This is a genomic window from Citrobacter sp. KTE30, from assembly GCF_000398825.1.
Lineage (GTDB): Bacteria > Pseudomonadota > Gammaproteobacteria > Enterobacterales > Enterobacteriaceae > Citrobacter > Citrobacter freundii.
Genome location: NZ_KB976055.1, coordinates 1,471,688 through 1,492,563 on the forward strand (window position 1 = coordinate 1,471,688; position 20,876 = coordinate 1,492,563).

At 51.5% G+C, this 20,876-nt stretch carries 18 protein-coding genes; 10 read left to right on the top strand and 8 right to left on the bottom strand.

Annotation, left to right across the window (positions count from 1 at the left end):
* Nucleotides 1-7: 7 nt before the first annotated feature.
* The gene (gene zapC / locus WC1_RS16020) at nucleotides 8-550 is read left to right on the top strand and encodes a cell division protein ZapC (RefSeq protein WP_003035852.1); all 543 of its coding nucleotides are present in this window, start codon (nucleotides 8-10) and stop codon (nucleotides 548-550) included.
* Here the strand turns inward: zapC and WC1_RS16015 are convergent.
* Nucleotides 547-1,653: a YcbX family protein gene (locus tag WC1_RS16015; protein ID WP_016149877.1), complete on the bottom strand. Its 1,107-nt coding sequence runs from the start codon at nucleotides 1,651-1,653 to the stop codon at nucleotides 547-549. The two genes, zapC and WC1_RS16015, sit on opposite strands and share 4 nt — an antisense overlap.
* Nucleotides 1,654-1,751: 98 nt before the next feature.
* Here WC1_RS16015 and rlmKL point away from each other — a divergent pair, with 98 nt between their 5' ends.
* The 6 genes from rlmKL (at nucleotide 1,752) to rmf (ending at nucleotide 9,676) form a co-directional block, all read left to right on the top strand.
* Nucleotides 1,752-3,860 (top strand): bifunctional 23S rRNA (guanine(2069)-N(7))-methyltransferase RlmK/23S rRNA (guanine(2445)-N(2))-methyltransferase RlmL, encoded by a 2,109-nt coding sequence (rlmKL, locus tag WC1_RS16010; protein WP_016149878.1) that lies wholly within the window; start codon nucleotides 1,752-1,754, stop codon nucleotides 3,858-3,860.
* Nucleotides 3,861-3,872: 12 nt separating this feature from the next.
* Nucleotides 3,873-5,780 carry an ABC transporter ATP-binding protein gene (locus tag WC1_RS16005; protein WP_016149879.1) on the top strand — a complete coding sequence of 636 codons (1,908 nt, stop codon included), beginning with the start codon at nucleotides 3,873-3,875 and terminating at the stop codon, nucleotides 5,778-5,780.
* 14 nt (nucleotides 5,781-5,794) lie between these two features.
* Nucleotides 5,795-7,048 carry a membrane integrity-associated transporter subunit PqiA gene (pqiA, locus tag WC1_RS16000; protein WP_003035862.1) on the top strand — a complete coding sequence of 418 codons (1,254 nt, stop codon included), beginning with the start codon at nucleotides 5,795-5,797 and terminating at the stop codon, nucleotides 7,046-7,048.
* Nucleotides 7,049-7,052: 4 nt separating this feature from the next.
* Entirely contained in the window at nucleotides 7,053-8,693 is a 1,641-nt protein-coding gene (pqiB, locus tag WC1_RS15995; protein ID WP_003836843.1) for an intermembrane transport protein PqiB, read from the top strand.
* Nucleotides 8,690-9,253, top strand: coding sequence for a membrane integrity-associated transporter subunit PqiC (gene pqiC, locus WC1_RS15990; RefSeq protein WP_003035868.1), 564 nt, complete (start codon nucleotides 8,690-8,692; stop codon nucleotides 9,251-9,253). The genes pqiB and pqiC overlap by 4 nt, the downstream gene beginning before the upstream one ends.
* 255 nt (nucleotides 9,254-9,508) lie before the next feature.
* On the top strand, nucleotides 9,509-9,676 hold the full coding sequence (rmf, locus tag WC1_RS23430; RefSeq protein ID WP_003035871.1) for a ribosome modulation factor: 168 nt from the start codon (nucleotides 9,509-9,511) through the stop codon (nucleotides 9,674-9,676).
* A 107-nt stretch (nucleotides 9,677-9,783) separates the two neighbouring features.
* On the opposite strand, the gene fabA is transcribed toward rmf, so the two are convergent.
* Nucleotides 9,784-10,302 carry a bifunctional 3-hydroxydecanoyl-ACP dehydratase/trans-2-decenoyl-ACP isomerase gene (fabA, locus tag WC1_RS15985; protein ID WP_003035875.1) on the bottom strand — a complete coding sequence of 173 codons (519 nt, stop codon included), beginning with the start codon at nucleotides 10,300-10,302 and terminating at the stop codon, nucleotides 9,784-9,786.
* 68 nt (nucleotides 10,303-10,370) lie between these two features.
* Nucleotides 10,371-12,131: an AAA family ATPase gene (locus tag WC1_RS15980; RefSeq protein WP_003035878.1), complete on the bottom strand. Its 1,761-nt coding sequence runs from the start codon at nucleotides 12,129-12,131 to the stop codon at nucleotides 10,371-10,373.
* Between the two features lie 185 nt (nucleotides 12,132-12,316).
* Here WC1_RS15980 and matP point away from each other — a divergent pair, with 185 nt between their 5' ends.
* Nucleotides 12,317-12,769 carry a macrodomain Ter protein MatP gene (gene matP, locus WC1_RS15975; RefSeq protein ID WP_003035881.1) on the top strand — a complete coding sequence of 151 codons (453 nt, stop codon included), beginning with the start codon at nucleotides 12,317-12,319 and terminating at the stop codon, nucleotides 12,767-12,769.
* A gap of 88 nt (nucleotides 12,770-12,857) precedes the next feature.
* Here the strand turns inward: matP and ompA are convergent, their stop codons facing one another.
* Complete coding sequence (ompA, locus tag WC1_RS15970) at nucleotides 12,858-13,904, bottom strand: porin OmpA (protein ID WP_003035883.1); 1,047 nt, start codon at nucleotides 13,902-13,904, stop codon at nucleotides 12,858-12,860.
* 357 nt (nucleotides 13,905-14,261) lie between these two features.
* Nucleotides 14,262-14,771, bottom strand: coding sequence for an SOS-induced cell division inhibitor SulA (sulA, locus tag WC1_RS0122655; protein WP_003035886.1), 510 nt, complete (start codon nucleotides 14,769-14,771; stop codon nucleotides 14,262-14,264).
* Nucleotides 14,772-14,988: 217 nt separating this feature from the next.
* On the opposite strand from sulA, the gene WC1_RS15965 reads away from it, so the two are divergent.
* Nucleotides 14,989-15,603, top strand: coding sequence for a TfoX/Sxy family DNA transformation protein (locus WC1_RS15965; protein ID WP_003035889.1), 615 nt, complete (start codon nucleotides 14,989-14,991; stop codon nucleotides 15,601-15,603).
* On the opposite strand, the gene yccS is transcribed toward WC1_RS15965, so the two are convergent.
* Entirely contained in the window at nucleotides 15,581-17,734 is a 2,154-nt protein-coding gene (gene yccS / locus WC1_RS15960; RefSeq protein WP_016149880.1) for a YccS family putative transporter, read from the bottom strand. The two genes, WC1_RS15965 and yccS, sit on opposite strands and share 23 nt — an antisense overlap.
* An 18-nt stretch (nucleotides 17,735-17,752) precedes the next feature.
* Nucleotides 17,753-18,199, bottom strand: coding sequence for a YccF domain-containing protein (locus tag WC1_RS15955; protein WP_003035892.1), 447 nt, complete (start codon nucleotides 18,197-18,199; stop codon nucleotides 17,753-17,755).
* Nucleotides 18,200-18,324: 125 nt separating this feature from the next.
* On the opposite strand from WC1_RS15955, the gene helD reads away from it, so the two are divergent.
* A complete protein-coding gene (helD, locus tag WC1_RS15950; RefSeq protein WP_016149881.1) occupies nucleotides 18,325-20,379 on the top strand; it encodes a DNA helicase IV in 2,055 nt (684 codons plus the stop codon).
* A gap of 32 nt (nucleotides 20,380-20,411) precedes the next feature.
* On the opposite strand, the gene mgsA is transcribed toward helD, so the two are convergent.
* Nucleotides 20,412-20,870 (bottom strand): methylglyoxal synthase, encoded by a 459-nt coding sequence (gene mgsA, locus WC1_RS15945; protein WP_003035897.1) that lies wholly within the window; start codon nucleotides 20,868-20,870, stop codon nucleotides 20,412-20,414.
* Nucleotides 20,871-20,876 lie beyond the last annotated feature (6 nt).

Below are 20,876 nucleotides of genomic sequence, written 5' to 3' on the forward strand. Positions count from 1 at the left end.
GAAACTGATGCGAATTAAACCCGACGATAACTGGCGCTGGTATTATGATGAAGAGCACGATCGTATGATGCTCGATTTAGCCAATGGCATGTTATTCCGTTCGCGTTTTGCTCGTAAAATGCTCACTCCTGATGCATTTTCTCCGTCAGGTTTTTGTGTTGATGACGCCGCGCTTTATTTTTCCTTTGAAGAAAAATGTCGCTACCTGGATTTAGCCAAAGAACAAAAAGCGGAACTGGTGCTCAATGCGCTGGTGGCGATTCGTTATCTCAAACCGCAAATGCCGAAAAGCTGGCACTTTGTTGCGCACGGTATTAACTGGTCGCCGGTCGTGGGTGACGCTGCCTGTGTTGATTTAAGCGATACCGATGAACAGGTAAACCTGTTAGTGGTTGAGCCGGGTGAAAACGCCGCGCTTTGTCTGCTTGCGCAACCTGGTGTGGTTATCGCCGGGCGTACGATGCAGCTTGGCGATGCGATTAAAATAATGAATGACAGACTGAAACCGCAGGCCGTTGTTGACAGTTTCAGCCTTGAGCAGGCGGTTTAGCTCTCCAGCCTGATTGCCGTTTTTGGAACACAGCTGCAGCACAGAATCGTTCCGTCGTCCCCTATCGCTGATTTCTTCAACGGGCTAACTTCGCCATCTACCAGTCGAATTCGACAGCATCCGCAAATGCCTGCCCGGCATGAATAGGGAACCCGGATACCCTGGCTTTCCAACTGCTCAAGCAATACCTGCTGATTATTTCCGCGAAAGGTCTGTCCCTGCCAGTCAATAAGCACCGTAGCATCAGGCTGCTGCTCGGCGACGGTATCATCAGATTCCGCTGCGCCGTACGCTCTGGCGGGGCCGGTTGCCAAAATCTCTACCTCATCGCCGACGCGAATAACGCCACTGTTGCGTGCGATAAGATTCTGGCCGAAATCGACATCGCCGTTATCTACCGCAGTACGGAAGGTTTGCAGTGTTGCGAGAGGTTCGCCGGATGGATGTTTCTGGCCTTTTTCCGGGCTAACTGTAGTGAAAATACAGCGGCTACAGGGTTTTGCAACATCAAAAATGACGTCGCCAATACGAATCACTTTCCAGGTATCTTCTTCCCAGGCGCCAGCTCCTGAAACCACCAGATTGGGGCGAAACTGTTCCATTTGGACGCTTGCCGGACAGCGCTGTTGCACATCGCGCAGGGATGCTTCGTTGGCCAGCAGATAGGGATAACCATCAGCGAAGGATAAAGGAACATCAACATGTCGTTTTACACGGCGCGTCAGCTGCGGACCGACCCAGCGTAACTGCACGTCACGGGAGAAAAAACTGCTAAGCCACTGGTTAATAGCCACTGGCGCAATGCGCGCGGTAAAATGATTACCCCATACTTCAGTTGGCGCATCCTGGGTGGCGAAGTCGGCAAATCGTACGAGTGCACTGCTGCCGTCTGGAGCCGTAAGATGCAGCCCATCGTGGAATGGGGAAGGCGTAAAACGGACCATTTGTGGGAACTGGCGGGCGGTTATGAACGTTCCGTCAGGTTCAGTGATCATAAATATACGGTCAAAGGCGAGACCGCTGACGTCGGCCAGGGCATGCGTGAGCCCAATGCCGCGCATTGATTTAACCGGATGAATAAAAAGTCGGGTTAACGTGACCACTGTACAGCCCCTCGAATGAAAATAAGCCTTCAACTTTATGACATACAGCCCATATTAGCTATAATGCGCAGCAATTTTCTCGGAGTAAAAGTGACATTATGAATTCTCTGTTTGCCAGTACGGCCCGCGGGCTGGAAGAGCTGTTAAAAACTGAACTGGAAAACCTCGGCGCGTTGGAGTGTCAGGTCGTTCAGGGTGGGGTCCATTTTAAGGGCGACACGCGGCTTGTTTACCAGAGCCTGATGTGGAGTCGCCTGGCCTCGCGCATTATCCTGCCGATGGGAGAGTGCAAGGTCTACAGCGATCTTGATCTGTACCTCGGCGTTCAGGCAATCGACTGGACAGAGATATTTAACCCTGGTGCTACGTTTGCCGTTCATTTTAGCGGCCTGAACGAAACCATTCGTAACAGCCAGTACGGCGCGCTAAAGGTCAAGGATGCGATTGTCGATGCATTTACCCGTAAAAATATGCCGCGTCCGAATGTGGATCGTGAATCTCCGGATCTGCGCATCAACGTCTGGTTGAACAAAGATACCGCCAGCATTGCGCTCGATCTGAGCGGTGATGGTTTGCACCAGCGTGGCTATCGCGATCGCGCGGGTCAGGCACCGATTAAAGAAACGCTGGCCGCCGCTATTGTTATGCGTTCTGGCTGGCAGCCGGGAACCCCGTTACTCGATCCGATGTGTGGTTCCGGCACACTGCTGATTGAAGCGGCGATGTGGGCAACCGATCGCGCGCCGGGCCTGCACCGCGGGTACTGGGGCTTCAGCGGTTGGGCGCAGCACGACGAAGCCGTCTGGCAAGAAGTTAAAGCCGAAGCGCAGGTGCGTGCGCGTAAGGGACTGGCTGACTATACCTCGCATTTTTATGGATCCGACAGCGATGCGCGCGTGATTGAAAAAGCGCGCAGTAACGCTCGCCGTGCCGGTATTGCCGATCTGATGACGTTTGACGTTAAAGATGTCGCCAAACTGAGCAATCCGTTGCCGAAAGGACCGTATGGGACGGTTATCAGTAACCCGCCTTACGGCGAACGTCTGGATAGCGAACCGGCGCTGATTGCCCTGCACAGCCTGCTGGGCCGTACGATGAAAAACCAGTTTGGCGGCTGGAATTTGTCGCTGTTCAGCGCCTCTCCGGATCTGCTCAGCAGCCTGCAATTACGTGCCGACAAGCAGTTCAAGGCGAAAAACGGCCCGCTGGATTGTGTGCAGAAAAACTATCACGTTGCAGAGACCACCGCGGACAGCAAGCCTGCCACGGTCGCGGAAGATTATGCTAACCGCCTGCGCAAGAACATCAAGAAACTGGAAAAATGGGCGCGCCAGGAAGGCATTGAATGTTATCGCCTGTATGACGCTGATCTGCCGGAATACAACGTTGCTGTGGATCGTTACGGTGAGTGGGTCGTGGTTCAGGAATATGCCCCACCGAAGACAGTTGATGCGCAAAAAGCGCGCCAACGCCTGTTTGACATTATTGCCGCAACGCTGTCAGTACTGGAAATCGCGCCCAATAAACTGGTGCTGAAAACCCGTGAACGCCAGAAAGGCAAGAATCAGTATCAGAAGATGAATGAGAAGGGTGAATTCATTGAGGTAAGCGAGTACAACGCGCGCCTGTGGGTGAACCTGACTGACTACCTTGATACGGGTTTATTCCTCGATCACCGTATTGCGCGCCGTATGCTGGGGCAGATGAGTAAAGGTAAGGACTTCCTTAACCTGTTCTCCTACACCGGCAGCGCCAGCGTACATGCAGGATTGGGCGGTGCGCGTAGCACCACGACGGTTGATATGTCGCGTACCTATCTGGAATGGGCGGAACGCAACCTGCGTCTGAACGGCCTGAGCGGTCGCGCTCACCGTTTAATTCAGGCCGATTGCCTGGGCTGGTTGCGTGATGCCAATGAACAGTTTGATCTGATTTTCATCGATCCACCGACGTTCTCTAACTCAAAACGTATGGAAGACTCGTTTGATGTGCAGCGCGATCATCTGGCGCTGATGAAAGATCTGAAACGTCTGCTGCGTAAAGACGGCACGATCATGTTCTCCAACAACAAACGTGGGTTCCGTATGGATCTCGACGGTTTGGCTGCACTGGGATTGAAAGCACAAGAAATCACCCAAAAAACGCTTTCTCAGGACTTTGCCCGTAACCGTCAGATCCACAATTGCTGGCTGATTACCGCAGCCTGAAAGGAAAATTAAATGTCATTAATCAGTATGCATGGTGCATGGCTGTCGTTCAGCGATGCGCCGCTTCTTGATAATGCTGAACTGCATATCGAAGATAACGAGCGGGTCTGTCTGGTTGGCCGTAATGGCGCGGGCAAATCGACGCTGATGAAGATCCTGAACCGTGAACAGGGTCTTGACGATGGGCGTATTATTTATGAGCAGGATCTGGTTGTGGCGCGTCTGCAGCAGGATCCGCCGCGCAACGTGCAGGGTAGCGTCTACGATTTTGTCGCCGAAGGGATTGCAGAACAGGCGGTTTACCTCAAGCGTTATCACGATATCTCGCATCTGGTGATCGCCGATCCGAGTGATAAAAACCTCCAGGAACTGGCGAAGGTTCAGGAACAGCTGGATCACCACAATCTGTGGCAGCTGGAAAACCGTATTAATGAAGTACTGGAACAGCTTGGCCTGGAAGCAGACATGGAACTGGCATCGCTTTCCGGCGGCTGGCTACGTAAGGCGGCGCTGGGCCGCGCGTTAGTGAGCAACCCGCGCGTGCTGCTGTTGGATGAACCGACGAACCACCTGGATATTGAAACCATCGACTGGCTGGAAGGGTTCCTGAAAACCTTCAATGGGACAATTATTTTCATTTCCCATGACCGTTCATTTATCCGCAATATGGCGACGCGTATTGTCGATCTTGACCGCGGCAAGCTGGTGACCTATCCGGGGAGCTACGATCAGTATCTGCTGGATAAAGAAGAAGCGTTGCGCGTAGAAGAGTTACAAAACGCGGAATTTGACCGCAAATTGGCGCAGGAAGAAGTCTGGATCCGTCAGGGTATCAAAGCGCGTCGTACGCGTAACGAAGGTCGCGTGCGCGCACTGAAAGCCATGCGTCGCGAGCGTGGCGAACGTCGCGAAGTGATGGGCACAGCGAAGATGCAGGTCGAAGAGGCTAGCCGTTCAGGCAAGATTGTTTTCGAAATGGAGAATGTGGATTACCAGGTTGACGGAAAGCAGCTGGTGAAAGATTTCTCCGCGCAGGTGCAGCGTAGCGACAAGATCGCGCTAATCGGACCTAACGGCTGCGGCAAAACAACGCTGCTGAAATTGATGTTAGGTCAGCTTCAGGCTGACAGCGGACGCATTCACGTCGGTACCAAGCTGGAAGTGGCCTATTTCGATCAGCACCGCGTCGAACTGGATCCCGATAAAACCGTGATGGACAACCTAGCTGAAGGTAAGCAAGAGGTGATGGTTAACGGTAAACCTCGCCATGTGCTGGGTTACTTGCAGGACTTCCTGTTTCATCCGAAACGTGCGATGACGCCAGTACGTGCGCTCTCTGGCGGGGAACGTAATCGCCTGTTATTGGCGCGTTTGTTCCTGAAACCCAGCAATCTGTTGATTCTCGATGAACCAACGAACGATCTTGACGTCGAAACGCTGGAACTGCTCGAAGAGTTGATTGATAGCTACCAGGGCACCGTGCTGCTGGTGAGCCACGACCGTCAGTTTGTCGATAATACCGTGACCGAATGCTGGATCTTCGAAGGCGGCGGTAAAATTGGTCGTTATGTCGGCGGTTATCATGATGCGCGCAGTCAACAATCGCAGTATGTGGCGTTTAAGCAGCCAGTTGCGAAAAAAACAGAGGAGCCAGCCGCTCCTAAAGCAGAAATTGTCAAACGCGGCACCAGCAAACTAAGCTATAAACTGCAGCGCGAACTGGAGCAGCTCCCCGCGTTGCTTGAAGAACTGGAAGCTAAGCTGGAAGCCTTACAGGCTCAGGTTGCTGACGCCGCGTTTTTCAGTCAGCCTCACGAGCAAACGCAACAGGTGTTAGCTAATTTGAACGAAGCGGAACAAGAACTTGAGCAAGCCTTTGAGCGCTGGGAGTATCTTGAGTCTTTGAAGAATGGCGCATAATTAAAGGAGCACCTATGTGCGAACATCACCATGCCGCGAAGCATATTTTGTGCTCGCAGTGTGACATGCTGGTGGCGTTACCTCGCCTTGAGCATGGTCAGAAAGCGGCATGTCCACGATGTGGCACTACGTTAACCGTTGAGTGGGACGCGCCCCGGCAGCGTCCCACTGCCTATGTTTTAGCCGCACTATTTATGCTGCTGCTGTCAAACCTCTTTCCCTTTGTGAATATGAACGTCGCAGGGGTGAGTAGTGAAGTGACGTTGCTGCAAATTCCCAGCGTGCTCTTTTCTGAAGATTACGCCAGTCTCGGCACCTTCTTTATCTTATTCGTTCAGCTGGTTCCGGCTTTTTGCCTGCTGACGATCCTGCTACTGGTAAACCGGGTTCAGATGCCCGAGCGGCTTAAAGCATGGCTGGCGCGCATTTTGTTTCAGTTAAAAAGCTGGGGAATGGCAGAAATCTTCCTCGCCGGCGTGCTGGTGAGCTTTGTTAAGCTGATGGCCTACGGCGATATCGGCGTGGGCAGCAGCTTTATTCCGTGGTGCTTCTTTTGCGTTTTACAGTTGCGTGCATTTCAGTGCGTTGACCGTCGCTGGCTATGGGATGATATTGCGCCAATGCCTGTCATAAAGCAGGCCTTAAAACCTGGCGTGCCTGGCATCCGACAGGGACTGCGTTCCTGCTCTTGCTGCACTGCAATACTTCCCGCTGATGAACGGGTGTGCCCACGCTGTCAGACGAAAGGCTATGTGCGGCGTAAAAACAGTCTGCAATGGACGTTGGCATTACTGTTTACGTCAATCATGCTTTATCTTCCTGCCAATATTCTGCCGATTATGATTACCGATTTGCTCGGGTCAAAGCTGCCGTCAACCATACTTGAGGGGGTGGTTTTAATCTGGAGCGAAGGCTCGTATCCGGTGGCTGCGGTTATCTTTATCGCCAGTATTATGGTGCCGACGTTGAAAATGATCGCCATTGCCTGGCTATGCTGGGACGCCAAGGGGCACGGCAAGCGCGACAGTGAACGGATGCATTTAATTTATGAGGTCGTGGAATTTGTCGGTCGCTGGTCAATGATCGACGTCTTTGTGATTGCGGTACTCTCTGCGCTGGTGCGCATGGGAGGGTTAATGAACATTTATCCTGCAATGGGTGCTTTGATGTTTGCTTTAGTCGTCATTATGACAATGTTTTCTGCGATGACATTTGATCCGCGTCTGTCGTGGGATCGTGAACCAGAACCAGGCCATGAGGAGTCCTGACAGCATGGAATCTAAAAGTGGGGAAGCCAAAGTGCAAAAGGTAAAAAACTGGTCGCCCGTGTGGATATTTCCTATCGTCACTGCACTCATTGGCGCGTGGGTTCTGTTTTATCACTACAGTCATCAGGGGCCACAGGTCACGCTTATTACCACCAATGCCGAAGGTATTGAAGGGGGCAAGACGACGATTAAGAGCCGCAGTGTGGACGTCGGCATCGTTGAGAGCGCAACCCTGACGGATGATCTGACCCATGTGGAGATTAAAGCGCGCCTTAACTCCGGAATGGAAAAGCTGCTGCATAAAGATTCTGTCTTTTGGGTGGTGAAGCCGCAGGTTGGACGTGAAGGTATCAGTGGGCTCGGCACGCTATTGTCGGGGGCTTATATTGAACTGCAGCCTGGCAATAAAGGCAGTAAGCTGGAAAATTACCAACTGCTGGATTCACCGCCACTGGCCCCGCCAGATGCAAAAGGGATCCGTGTGATTCTGGACAGCAAAAAAGCCGGTCAGTTGAGTCCGGGCGATCCGGTGCTTTTTCGCGGCTATCGTGTAGGTTCGGTTGAAACCAGCACATTTGATGCGCAAAAGCGTACGATCAGCTATCAGCTTTTCATTAATGCGCCTAACGATCGTCTGGTGACCAGTAATGTGCGTTTCTGGAAAGACAGCGGGATCGCCGTAGATCTTACCTCAGCAGGTATGCGCGTAGAAATGGGTTCGCTCTCCACGCTGTTTGGCGGTGGTGTAAGTTTTGATGTGCCAGAAGGTTTAGAGCAGGGCGAGCCGGTCGCACAACAGTCAGCGTTTAATCTTTATGACGATCAAAAAAGTATTCAGGATTCACTGTATACCGATCATATCGATTATCTGATGTTCTTTAAAGATTCGATTCGTGGCCTGCAGCCTGGTGCGCCGCTGGAATTCCGTGGCATCCGCTTGGGTACGGTGAGTAAAGTGCCTTTCTTCTCACCGAATATGCGCCAGGTGTTCAACAATGATTATCGCATTCCGGTGCTGGTACGCATCGAACCAGAACGTCTGAAGGCGCAGCTGGGCGAAGATACTGATGTTGGTGCTCATCTGGCGGAATTGCTTAAACGCGGATTACGGGCATCGCTCAAAACCGGGAACCTGGTGACCGGCGCGCTTTATGTCGATCTCGACTTCTATCCGAAAGAGCCGCCGATTACTGGTGTACGCGAATTTAATGGTTATCAAATTATTCCGACCGTGAGCGGTGGTCTGGCGCAGATCCAACAGCGTCTGATGGAAGCGTTGGATAAGATTAATAATCTGCCGCTGAACCCGATGATTGAGCAGGCAACCAATACGCTGTCGGAAAGCCAGCGCACGATGAAGCATCTGCAAACCACGCTGGATAACATGAACAAGATCACGTCCAGCCAGTCGATGCAGGATCTTCCGGCGGATATGCAGAACACGCTGCGTGAACTAAATCGTAGCATGCAGGGCTTCCAGCCTGGTTCTGCGGCCTACAACAAGATGGTGGCAGATATGCAGCGTCTTGATCAGGTGCTACGTGAACTGCAACCGGTACTGAAAACGCTGAACGATAAGAGTAATGCGCTGGTATTTGAAGCGAAGGACAAAAAAGATCCAGAGCCGAAGAGGGCGAAACAATGAAAAAGTGGCTAGTGGTGATGATGGCGGTCTGGCTGACGTCATGCAGCTCCAGCGGAGAGAATAAAAGCTATTACCAGCTCCCTATCGCACAAGGCGGTGTGCAGAGCTCCGCCAATCAGGGAAACCGTCTGCTGTGGGTTGAACAGATTGCGGTACCTGATTATCTGGCCGGTAATGGGGTGGTTTACCAGACCAGCGATGTGCAATATGTTATAGCCAATAATAATCTCTGGGCCAGCCCATTAGATCAGCAATTGCGCAATACGCTGGTTGCTAACCTCAGCATGCAGTTGCCTGGCTGGGTTGTTGCTTCGCAGCCGCTGGGAAGCACTCAGGACACGCTGAACGTCACCGTAACCGGCTTCCACGGTCGTTACGATGGTAAGGTTATCGTGAGTGGAGAATGGTTGCTGAATCATCAGGGACAACTGATCAAACGTCCATTCCACATCGAAGCTGTACAGACTAAAGACGGCTACGATGAGATGGTGAAGGTTCTTGCCAACGCCTGGAGTCAGGAAGCGACGGCTATTGCTCAAGAGCTGAAACGCATCCCATAAGCTTAAATAATTGTAAATTATGCCGCCCCTGGCTCACTGCCCGGGGCGGTTTTTTTATTTTTTTAGCCGTGGAGATAGCTGTTCTGACTGACTATTTTTGTACAAATGATTTAGAGGCTAGCTCACAAATATGACACTGGCGTGAATTTTGCGCATTGACGAGCCTAATGTTTAGGGGTATTCGTTTAGTGTGATTGCACACTTAGTAATCACTGTTTTCTTTTCCACCAGACCAAAAAATGAGGGAAACGAGGCATGAAGAGACAAAAACGAGATCGCCTGGAACGGGCACATCAACGTGGATATCAGGCCGGCATTGCCGGACGCTCAAAAGAAATGTGTCCCTATCAGACGCTGAATCAGAGGTCATACTGGCTGGGAGGCTGGCGAGAAGCCATGGGGGATAGGGTTTTAATGGCCTGATTCTGTCTCTTTAGATAAAAGAAACCTCCGCAGAGCGGAGGTTTCGCCTTTTTGCACACCAGATAAAACGGAGAAACGTTAATGTCTGGCTGCTACGCAGTCCTGGATTAGAACGCGGAAGTGTCCTGGAACAGACCCACTTTCAGATCGTTTGCGGTGTAGATCAAACGACCATCAACCAGCACTTCACCATCAGCCAGGCCCATGATCAGGCGACGGTTAACGATACGTTTGAAGTGAATGCGGTAAGTGACTTTCTTCGCAGTCGGCAGAACCTGGCCGGTGAATTTAACTTCACCTACGCCCAGCGCACGGCCTTTACCTTCGCCGCCCAGCCAGCCGAGATAGAATCCAACCAGCTGCCACATGGCGTCGAGACCCAGACAGCCCGGCATCACCGGATCGCCGATAAAGTGACAACCGAAGAACCACAGGTCTGGGTTGATATCCAGTTCAGCTTCAACATAACCTTTGTCAAAGTTGCCACCGGTTTCGGTCATCTTGATGACACGGTCCATCATCAGCATGCTTGGTGCTGGCAGTTGTGGCCCTTTTGCGCCAAACAGTTCACCGCGACCAGAGGCAAGAAGGTCTTCTTTCGTATAGGATTCGCGTTTATCTACCATGTTCTCTGTAAGCCTTATTTTATTGAAGCACGCAGGATAGCTAACACGTGTACGCTGAACAAGTCCGATCAGTTCGGAATAATCCAGTTCAGCCAACGTAGCGGCCATGGAAAACGGTGACGACCTTCCTGTTGCGTAGCCGTGGCAATACGCTCCTGAATGGTTTGCATCAGCGTTGTCTGGCCTTCGCCATCCCACACCAGATTTAACAACAGTGGCAGCGCATCAGTTACGTCGTCCACCGCCCAGATAGTGAATTTTTCTTCTTCTATGGCCTGCAGCAGCGCGGGATGCAGGCTGAGGTGTCTGACGTTAGCCGAAGGAATGATAACGCCCTGCGTGCCCGTCAGCTCACGCTGCTGGCAGATGGCGAAGAAACCTTCAATTTTCTCATTCAGACCACCGACAGGTTGCGCCCGACCAAACTGATCGACAGAACCGGTAATGGCGATACTTTGATTAACAGGCACGTCGGCGAGGGCGCTGATCAATGCGCACAGTTCTGCCATAGACGCGCTGTCACCGTCCACTTCGCTGTAAGATTGCTCAAAGGTCAGCGAGGCAGAGAAGGGGATTTGCTGCTCAAGCTGGAGTTCCGACATCAGGAACGCCTGCATAATCATCATACCCTTGGCATGAATATTTCCGCCGAGCTCGGCTTTGCGCTCAATGTCCGTAAACTCGCCGTCGCCAATATGCACGACGCAACTGATACGAGAAGGCTCGCCAAATGCGCGTGGGTGGCCTGGAAACTCAATCACCGACAAGGCGTTGATCTGGCCAATACGCTCGCCTTCTGTCTCGATAAGGATCTGCTCTTGCAGAATTTCGTCCTGCATGCGTTCGGCCAGGAATCCCTCACGCCATTCACGCTGAGCCAGCATCAGGCTGAACTGCTCAGCGTTGCAGGTTTCGCTCTCGCATAACGGGGCCACCTCTTTGAACTGTCTGGTGATCCACAGCGGGTTAAGAGGCAATGTATCCTGTTCACCGGTATAGCGAACGGCTTCACGGATCAAAACCTGCCAGGCATCAGGAGCGGGGTAAGGCAAATTATTGCGCATGGCAGTATGCGTGACCCACTGACACCACTGCGTCATGGTTTCGGCATCCACGATCTGCAGATTATCTTCAAACTCGCTGTAAATGGCCTGCTCAGCCAACTCTGGTTCCATGTCCTGGAAATCCGCCAGCGATTCACGCTCACCCACCAAAATCACTTTCAGTTTAAGCGGCATAGGCGGAACAGAGACAGGCAGCGGGCGAGACTCATCAAAAGCCACCCAATCAAAACGCTCGTGGCTGACAATGGCTTTCAGACGCATCCACAACAGCGGTTGGGCCAACAGTGTGCGCAATGAGATAACCAGCACACCCCCATTGGCCTGATGTACCAGACCTGGCTGCAGCGTAATTTCGCCATTGAACTGACGTAGACAGCCAAACAGTTGTTCAGCTTCGGCCCAGTCAGCGCTGACCACCTGCGTCAACGTCGCAAAATTGTCTTCCGCTTTTTCAGCTGTACGATAACGAATAGTGTGACCGGAGATGTCGTAATGGCCGCCAGTCAGGCTTCCTGCATCCGTGTGCAGGGGACGTGCAGCCTTTGCAATAAGGTTGAGATACTCAAGCTCCTCCGGTGCTTTCACCAACATGAACGAGGATGTTGTCCAGTGCTGAAGAAGCTGCTCTAGCGCGAATTGTAAACGTGGCTGAGTATCACTAAGTAAGGTGTCGGTGTCGTCAGTGACGTGCGGCTGTGCAAATACTTCCTGATAACTGTCGGTATCAGGAACCAGATCACGCCATGCAAGTTTCGTAATGGTCAAAGTTGATGTTTTTTAGTCTGTTGTAAAAAACGAGATTATACCGTAACCCTCACCACTAAACACCTGGAAAGCGCCGCGAAACGGTTGTGATGACGCGCGGCAGTTCACAGGCTGGATATTCTTTTCTTCAGATGCCGAAAAAGCTGATATTCTGATAAGAGTTACACGGTAACATTGAGATCGCAATGAAATATCAACAACTTGAAAATCTTGAAAGCGGATGGAAATGGAAGTACCTGGTGAAGAAGCATCGCGAGGGGGAGTTGATTACCCGCTATGTGGAAGCCAGCGCTGCCAAAGAAGCCGTTGATTTGTTGCTAACCCTCGAAAATGAACCGGTTCGGGTCAACGCCTGGATTGAAGAATACATGAACCCTGCACTGCTCAATCGTATGAAGCAAACGATCCGGGCGAGGCGTAAGCGGCACTTTAATGCAGAACATCAACATACGCGTAAGAAATCGATCGATCTGGAGTTTATGGTCTGGCAGCGTCTGGCTGGTCTTGCGCAGCGGCGTGGAAAAACGCTTTCTGAAACTATAGTGCAGCTGATTGAAGATGCAGAGCATAAAGAGAAGTACGCGAACAAAATGTCGACATTGAAGCAGGATTTACAGGCGTTGCTGGGAAAAGACTAGCGGTTGGCTGGTGTAACAAGAGGCTTGTTTTGAGTGGAAAAAGATGAAAAAAACCCCGCATAGCGGGGTTTTTTTATAAGACGATAACTTAAGCCTGAGGCTGAGTTACAACGTCTTTGATGCCTTTAACTTCGATCTCAACACGACGATCCGGAGCCAGGCAGTCGATCAGTGCAGCGCGAGCTTTCACGTTGTCACAGGTGTTGCCAGTAACTGGGTTGGATTCACCCATGCCACGTGCAGAGATTTTGTCAGAAGGAATACCTTTAGAGATCAGGTAATCAACAACGGACTGAGCACGTTTCTCGGACAGACCCTGGTTGTAAGCGTCAGAACCGATGCGGTCAGTGAAGCCCAGAACCACTACGGAACCGTCTTTCGGATCCAGGTTGCTCAGCTGGCTGTACATCTGGTCCAGAGCCTGCTGGCCTTCTGGTTTCAGAGTTGCTTTGTTGAAGTTGAACAGAACGTCAGACTTCAGAGTGAAGTGCTTGGTCTGTACTTCTGGAGCCGGAGCCGGAGCAACAACTACTGGAGCTGCCTCTTCCTGCTGGCCGAAACGGTAAGAAACACCAACGCTCAACAGGCCGTTATCCGGACGACCACCAACGGTGTTCGCGTCACCGATGTTGTTGGTCCACTGGTATTCCAGACGGGTAGCGATTTCAGGAGTAATTGCATACTCTACGCCACCAGCGAATACTGGGGATACACCAGTGTCGTGGTCTTTGAAGCCTTGGTTGTTTTTAGCGTCTGCACGCCAAACCATACCACCCAGACGGGTATAAACGTCCAGATCGTCAGTGATTGGGTAACCCAGTTTAGCGGTCAGCTGAACGCCCTGAGCTTTGAATGCGCCATTTTCAGTGTTGCCTTTGTACGGCATACGACCTAACCAGTCGTAACCCATTTCAAAACCAACGTACGGGTTAACCTGATAACCACCGAACGCACCAGCACCCAGTTGGCTTTCGTGGGTCGGTCCGTTGTTGTCGATCTGGTTGTTGCCAATGTCATGGTACTGAGACCAGCCCAGTTTAGCACCAGTATACCAGGTGTTATCTTTCGGAGCGGCCTGCGCCACGGTAGCGAAACCAGCCAGTGCCACTGCAATTGCGATAGCTGTCTTTTTCATTTTTTGCGCCTCGTTATCATCCAAAATTCGCCATGAATATCTCCGAAGAGAGATAACACGGTTAAATCCTTCACCCGGGGACCAGTTCAATAGTTGCTCTACCGATATCTGCGGCTTACGCCGAGCACCCCTGGCGATGTAAAGTCTACAACGTAGTTGAAAACTTACAAGTGTGAAGTCCGTCAGGCATATGAAAAAAAAAGGCTTGTATACATAATATTTAACATTTATTGATGACTAAATGCACTGAGGATTTCCTGAAAACCGCTTGAGACAGGCGTTCGGACGAAAAACGCGTTAAAGCTCAAAGGCAAATTGAAGCATGAAAAAAAATTCCAGGATAAATCCTAATTTTACTCAATGATACAAATTCGAGTGAATTTTTAGCCCGGAATGCTGTCTCCCCGCAAGTGACTGTGCGCAAACAGGACGCATGATAAAACCCATCGCATTTCCTTCATCAGCCGCTTTTACCAGCTCGGCATGTTCATCTTCCGTTAATTCTTCTGCCAGCCAGCCGATAACGACACTGTAATTACCTGTGCGCAGCGCACGGATCATCGATTCCAGCGTATTGCAGGGGGAGAGTTGGCTAATCTGCATTACTTTTGTCAATGGAAGTCCGGCTGACTGCACCCACTCCCGGCTTAATTTTTGCTGAGGCGTCAGCCACAGCTGCCAGCGTGATTGCTGCCCTAACTGTTGCAGCAGAGGAAGCAGCAGTAGTTGCGTCATCATGGGCTGGTCCTCGCGATAGACTACTTCACTGATAAGCCCAGCGGTTGCGTTCTCTGATGAAACGCGCGCAATGTTGCTTGATGCGGAAGAGAACGACGAAGAACGATTTGCATAGCCTGAAGTGTACATAATCAATCCAGCCCTGTGAGTTACTGTATGAATATACAGTAACCCTGCTATCAACAAAGATCAACCTTATTTTCGGAAACAGGTTCGCAATTTTTAGTCATCGTCACGGGAAAAATAAAATTCATCTTGCCCCATACGCATAAGTTGCCTATTTTCGTCATTAACGGATCCGCTACTGAAAATCATTTTCTTACGTTATGATTTAAAAAGGATTTTTATGAAAGAGCTTTCTTATGCAAGGATCTATAAATCGCAGGAATATCTGGCTTCTCTGGGGACAATTCACTATCGCTCACTGTTTGGTGGCTACAGTCTGACGGTTGGCGATACGGTCTTTGCCATGGTCGCCAATGGTGAGTTGTATCTTCGCGCCTGTGAACAGAGCGCCCAGTATTGTGTACAAAATTCTCCTGTCTGGCTGACATTTATTAAGCGGGGACGTCCTCTTGTACTTAATTATTACCAGGTGAACGATGCCCTGTGGCAAAACCAGCAGCAACTGGTGTCGTTATCGCGATATTCGTTGGATGCAGCGGTTAAGGAAAAACAGAGTCGCTTTACCCAGCATCGTCTGCGGGAATTGCCGAATATGACGTTTCATCTGGAGACTCTGCTGAATGAAGTTGGAATTAAAGATGAGGGGACAATGCGGTCGTTGGGAGCACAAATGTGCTGGCTGAAACTTCGGCAAAATAACCCGGCTCTGACGGTAAAAGTACTCTATGCCCTTGAAGGCGCGGTAGGGGGGATACATGAAGCCGCGCTCCCGGCGACGCGTCGCCAGGAGTTGGTGGAGTGGGTAAGTTCTCTTACGCCGGAACCGGGGTATTAGAAGGTAGTACGGCAATTTGCTGCTGTAATCGCCGGATTTCTGGGAGCAGAGCGATCAATAACCCAACTTGCTGAACGACCAGAGGCTCTTTACTGTCCGGGCGTGGTTCCAGGAGCTGAATTCGCTGCTTCAGCCCTTCTAACGCCTGGTATACGCGTTGCTCGTCAGCGGGTTGATGGTGAAGGGCATCATCAACATAGCAAACAGCGTCATCCAGCAATGCCAGAACGTCTGGATTGGTCAACTGTTCGCGATGTGCGCCAAGCGCAGAAATATAGCTGGTAAACGTATGGTTGAGACACAGTAAACGGAACGCCGTTTCGCGGGTTTGGGCCGTCACATCCGGCTCGCTCGACATGTTTGACACCACGGAGGCGAGTTCAGCATCACGGTTATGCGCGTCACGGCGAGCGATACGGTAGGCCAGACGATTATCACGACCCTGATGATATTGTTCGAGAATTGCATCAAGGTAGCGGCAGTTAGCGTCAGTCGCCCGCTCAATTACCCGTGGTAGATTACGAAAACGCCAGTCTGGCCAGATGAAACTGACAGCCGCCCAGGCGATAGCACAGCCAATTAGCGTATCGATGACACGCGGCAGCGCAACCTCAAAGCCTTCGCCGAGCAGGTTAAAGCACAGTAATACCAGCAGCGTGATAAACATGGTGGCATGCGCATACTGGACGTTGCGAAAGGCAAAAAACAGTACACCAGTGATCACTAAAAGTATTAGCTGCCCTTCTAAAGAGGGCACAAACCACAGGATCGGTAAACCGATGGCAATCCCAACCAACGTGCCGATAATCCTGAGCGCCAGGCGATGTCGGGTGGCATTGTAGTTTGGTTGACAGACAAACAGGCTGGTCAGCAAGATCCAGTATCCGTGATTCATGCCGGTTACCTGGATAATGGCATAACCAACACAGAGCACTAACGACATGCGGACGGCATGGCGAAACAGTGCGGACTCTGGGGTGAAATTACGGCTCAGGCGTAACCAGATATCACTGAATCCATGGGGACTGTCATCAGCAAGCTGATTTTCAGACTCATTGCGCGAGAGTACCTGAGCCTGTTCAGACTCAATGGTGGCCAGTTGCGCATCGATAGCCCGCAGGTTCGATAGTAAGAATCCCAGCGTATTGAGCAGATCTGCAGGCTCACCACTGGCACGCATGCGCTCAAGTGCGGCATCTATATGGGTGAAGACGCGTTCAAAGTGCGGATCGTGCTGGTAAGGCGTACGTAATAAAATACAACGAGACAATTGTGAACAGGCTTGTCCTTGCATCGACATCAACCGCTGGAAGCGGAACATCACATCGCTGTGACGGAAATGATCGCGTAGCGTTTGATACTGAATATGTGAGGAGCTTGCGCGTTCATGAATATCCTGCGCCACAAAATAGTAATGTAGCGTGCGACGTGTTCCCCGTTGTCCACGGTCACCGCGCAGGCGAGTCAGCAGCGACACTTTGGTCTGGTTTAGCGTTGCCATCAGTTGCCCATTAGCGAGGGCTAAATCATACAACGGCGCCTGGCTTTCATCTTCTATGTCGGGATCAAAAAGACGCGACTTCAGTTCCAGGTAGTGCGCTAATTGTTCGTAGCTGCGTGCAAGATTATCCTGTAAGGGGCGGATGGGGAACAGAAGATGTCCGGTGAGCGTCAGCAGGTTATACCAGATAGCGCCAGCGAGCAGCAGGATTGGTTGTTGATACCACTGATCGTAAAGCGAGGTGCCCAGCATCGTGTAAATGGCGATGAGCAACGCGCCAAAAGCGATGGTTGCATAGCGCTGGCCTAATCCCCCCAGCAGAATAAAACCGCTGGTGGAAAGCGTTAACCCAATAGCAAACAGCCAGGGCCATGGGAAGAGCAGTTCAACGGAGGCTGAGGCAATAAAAAAGCACACCAGCGTGATGATTAAATTGCGCAGTCGGCCCGCGAGACGATCGTCGAGATCGGTAAGTGCGGCAGCGACCATACCTAGCGTGAGAGGGATGGTCAGCTTGACGTCACCCAGCCACCAGGGCAGCGCCGTTGTACCGCATAGCGCGATAAAAATCCGCACGTAGTACAACCAGGTGCTGTTCCAGGTATAGCGTTTGAGCAGAGGACTTAACATAAAGGCCATTGGTCCTGATTATTCAAAGCGACGACGTGCATTGGCTTCACGCGCTGCACGGGCAACTTCTACTGAAACTACCCGGCGACCCACCGGCCAGAGCGCAATGGCAGCGATTTTAAAGTTCGCAATGCCAACCGGAATACCAATAATCGTTATGCACTGAGCAATACCAGAGACAATGTGCATCAGACACAACCACCAGCCGAAGAAAATCAGCCAGAAAATATTGAGCACGGTGCCGCCGGTATTCAACAGGACGCTTTTACCGGCCGGATTCAGTTCATCGACATGTATCGCTTCGTTGCCATAGGGAAACAGCGAAAGTCGGGTTATCTCCCAGCATGAACGGGTCAAGGGTAAAGTAAAAATAAGCACGATACTGACCAGCGTTGCCAGTAACCAGGCCAGGGTGGTGGCGAACCCCCCAAGCACAAAATTTAAAATATTCAGAACAGTACGCATAAACCCTCGGTTAACTCTGGTTTTCTGTGAATTCGGCAATTGTAACGTTTTTTTGGGCTGGAGCACGTTTTCTCTGGCGGTTACACTGATAAGCAAACCTCTTCGTGTGGATCCGCTTGAGTCTTATGGAACTGAAAGCTACTTCTCTTGGAAAACGTCTGGCACAACACCCTTACGATCGGGCCGTTATTCTCAATGCCGGGATTAAAGTTTCCGGCGATCGTCACGAGTATCTTATTCCCTTCAATCAGTTACTGGCTATTCATTGCAAACGTGGTCTGGTGTGGGGCGAGCTGGAGTTTGTACTCCCGGATGAGAAGGTGGTTCGTCTTCACGGTACAGAGTGGGCGGAAACCCAGCGCTTCCATCATCATTTGAATGCACTCTGGCAGCAGTGGAGCCAGGAAATGAGTGACGTTGCTGCGGGGGTTTTACAGCAGCAGTTGGATGCGATAGCGGCGCGTACTAGTGAAAGTAAATGGCTGACGCGCGAACAAACGTCAGGGCTGCAGCAGCAGATTCGCCGTGCCTTTGCCGCGTTACCGCTCCCGGTTAATCGGCTGGAAGAATTTGAAAATTGCCGGGAGGCGTTACGTCAATGCCAGGCGTGGTTGAAGGACATTGAAGCCTGCCGCTTACAGCACAATCAGGCGTACACCGAGGCAATGCTGGAAGAGTATGCTGAGTTTTTCCAGCATATTGAATCTTCGCCGTTGAATCCGGCTCAGGCGCGTGCGGTAGTGAACGGTGAGCAATCTTTATTGGTTCTTGCAGGGGCTGGAAGCGGTAAAACATCTGTGTTGGTTGCCCGGGCTGGTTGGTTGCTTGCACGAGGAGAAGCCGCGCCAGAACAGATCCTGTTGCTGGCGTTTGGACGCAAAGCAGCCCAGGAGATGGATGACCGCATTCGTGAGCGTCTGCATACGGACGAGGTCACTGCACGGACGTTCCATTCACTGGCGTTGTACATTATTTCGCAAGGTAGCAAAAAAGTTCCAACAGTGAGCAAGCTGGAAAATGATGCCGCCGCTCGCAGTAAACTCTTTATAACGACCTGGCGTCAGCAGTGCAGTGAGAAAAAGGCTCAGGCTAAAGGCTGGCGACAATGGTTAGAAGAAGAAATGCAGTGGTCTGTACCCGAAGGTAACTTCTGGGATGACGAAAAATTACAGCGCCGTCTGGCCTCCCGGTTGGATCGCTGGGTTAGTTTGATGCGGATGCATGGTGGAGCACAGGCGGAGATGATTGCTAATGCTCCGGAGGAGATCCGCGATCTGTTCAGTAAACGCATAAAGCTAATGGCGCCGCTGCTCAAGGCCTGGAAGAGTGCCCTGAAGGATGAGAATGCCGTCGATTTCTCCGGGTTGATCCATCAGGCTATTGTCATTCTGGAGAAGGGGCGGTTTATCAGTCCGTGGAAACATATTCTGGTCGATGAATTTCAGGATATTTCCCCTCAGCGCGCCGCCCTGTTAGCCGCCTTGCGAAAGCAAAACTCGCAGACCACGCTGTTTGCCGTGGGAGATGACTGGCAGGCCATTTACCGGTTCAGCGGAGCACAGCTTTCTCTGACGACCGCATTCCAGCAAAATTTTGGTGAGGGCGATAGCTGTAATCTGGATACGACTTACCGTTTTAATAGCCGGATTGGCGAAGTCGCAAACCAGTTTATCCAGCAAAACCCACATCAGCTCACGAAACCGCTGAACAGTCTGACGACCGGTGATAAAAAAGCTGTCACGTTGCTCGATGAAAGTCAGTTAGATCTGTTGCTGGATAAGCTGTCGGGTTTTGTGAAAGCTGAAGAGAGAATTCTGGTGCTGGCGCGGTACCATCATCTGAAGCCAGCCAGCCTGGACAAAGCGGCCACCCGCTGGCCCAAGCTGCAGTTGGATTTTATGACTATTCATGCCAGCAAAGGGCAGCAGGCGGATTACGTCATTGTTATGGGGCTTCATGACGGGAATGACGGTTTTCCGGCTCCGGCTCGCGAGTCGATTATGGAAGAGGCGTTACTCCCGGCTGTTGAAGATTTTCCTGATGCTGAAGAGAGGCGGTTGCTGTATGTGGCGCTAACGCGTGCACGGCATCGGGTATGGCTACTGTTTAGCAAAGACGCGCCATCATGTTTTGTTGATGAGCTTAAGCAATTAGACGTTCCGGTGACCCGGAAACCCTGAAAAGCAGGCGGCAGTTGCCGCCTGCTTAGCGTTTATTTGAGGCGTTCTGCAAGATAACGGGCGTAATCCGGGATCAAGATATCCGTTGCGTCGTTGAAGTTTGGCGACTGGATAATAAAATCAGCCGTTGACACGTTGGTGGCGACCGGAATGTTCCAGACTGTGGCCAGGCGTAGCAGGGCTTTGACATCAGGATCGTGGGGAACGGCGTTGAGCGGATCCCAGAAGAAAATCAGCACATCAATTTTCCCTTCTGAAATTAGCGCACCCACCTGCTGGTCCCCCCCCATCGGGCCGCTCAGCATGGCGTTGACGTCCATTCCTGTCGCGCGTTGAATTAAATTTCCTGTTGTTCCTGTAGCATACAGAACGTGTTTTTCCAGTAATGGCTGGTGGCGTTCAACCCAGCTCATCAACATCTTTTTGCAGTGATCGTGTGCGACCAACGCAATGTGTTTCTGCGCTGGTAATGTGCGAGTCGTTAATTCCATAGTACA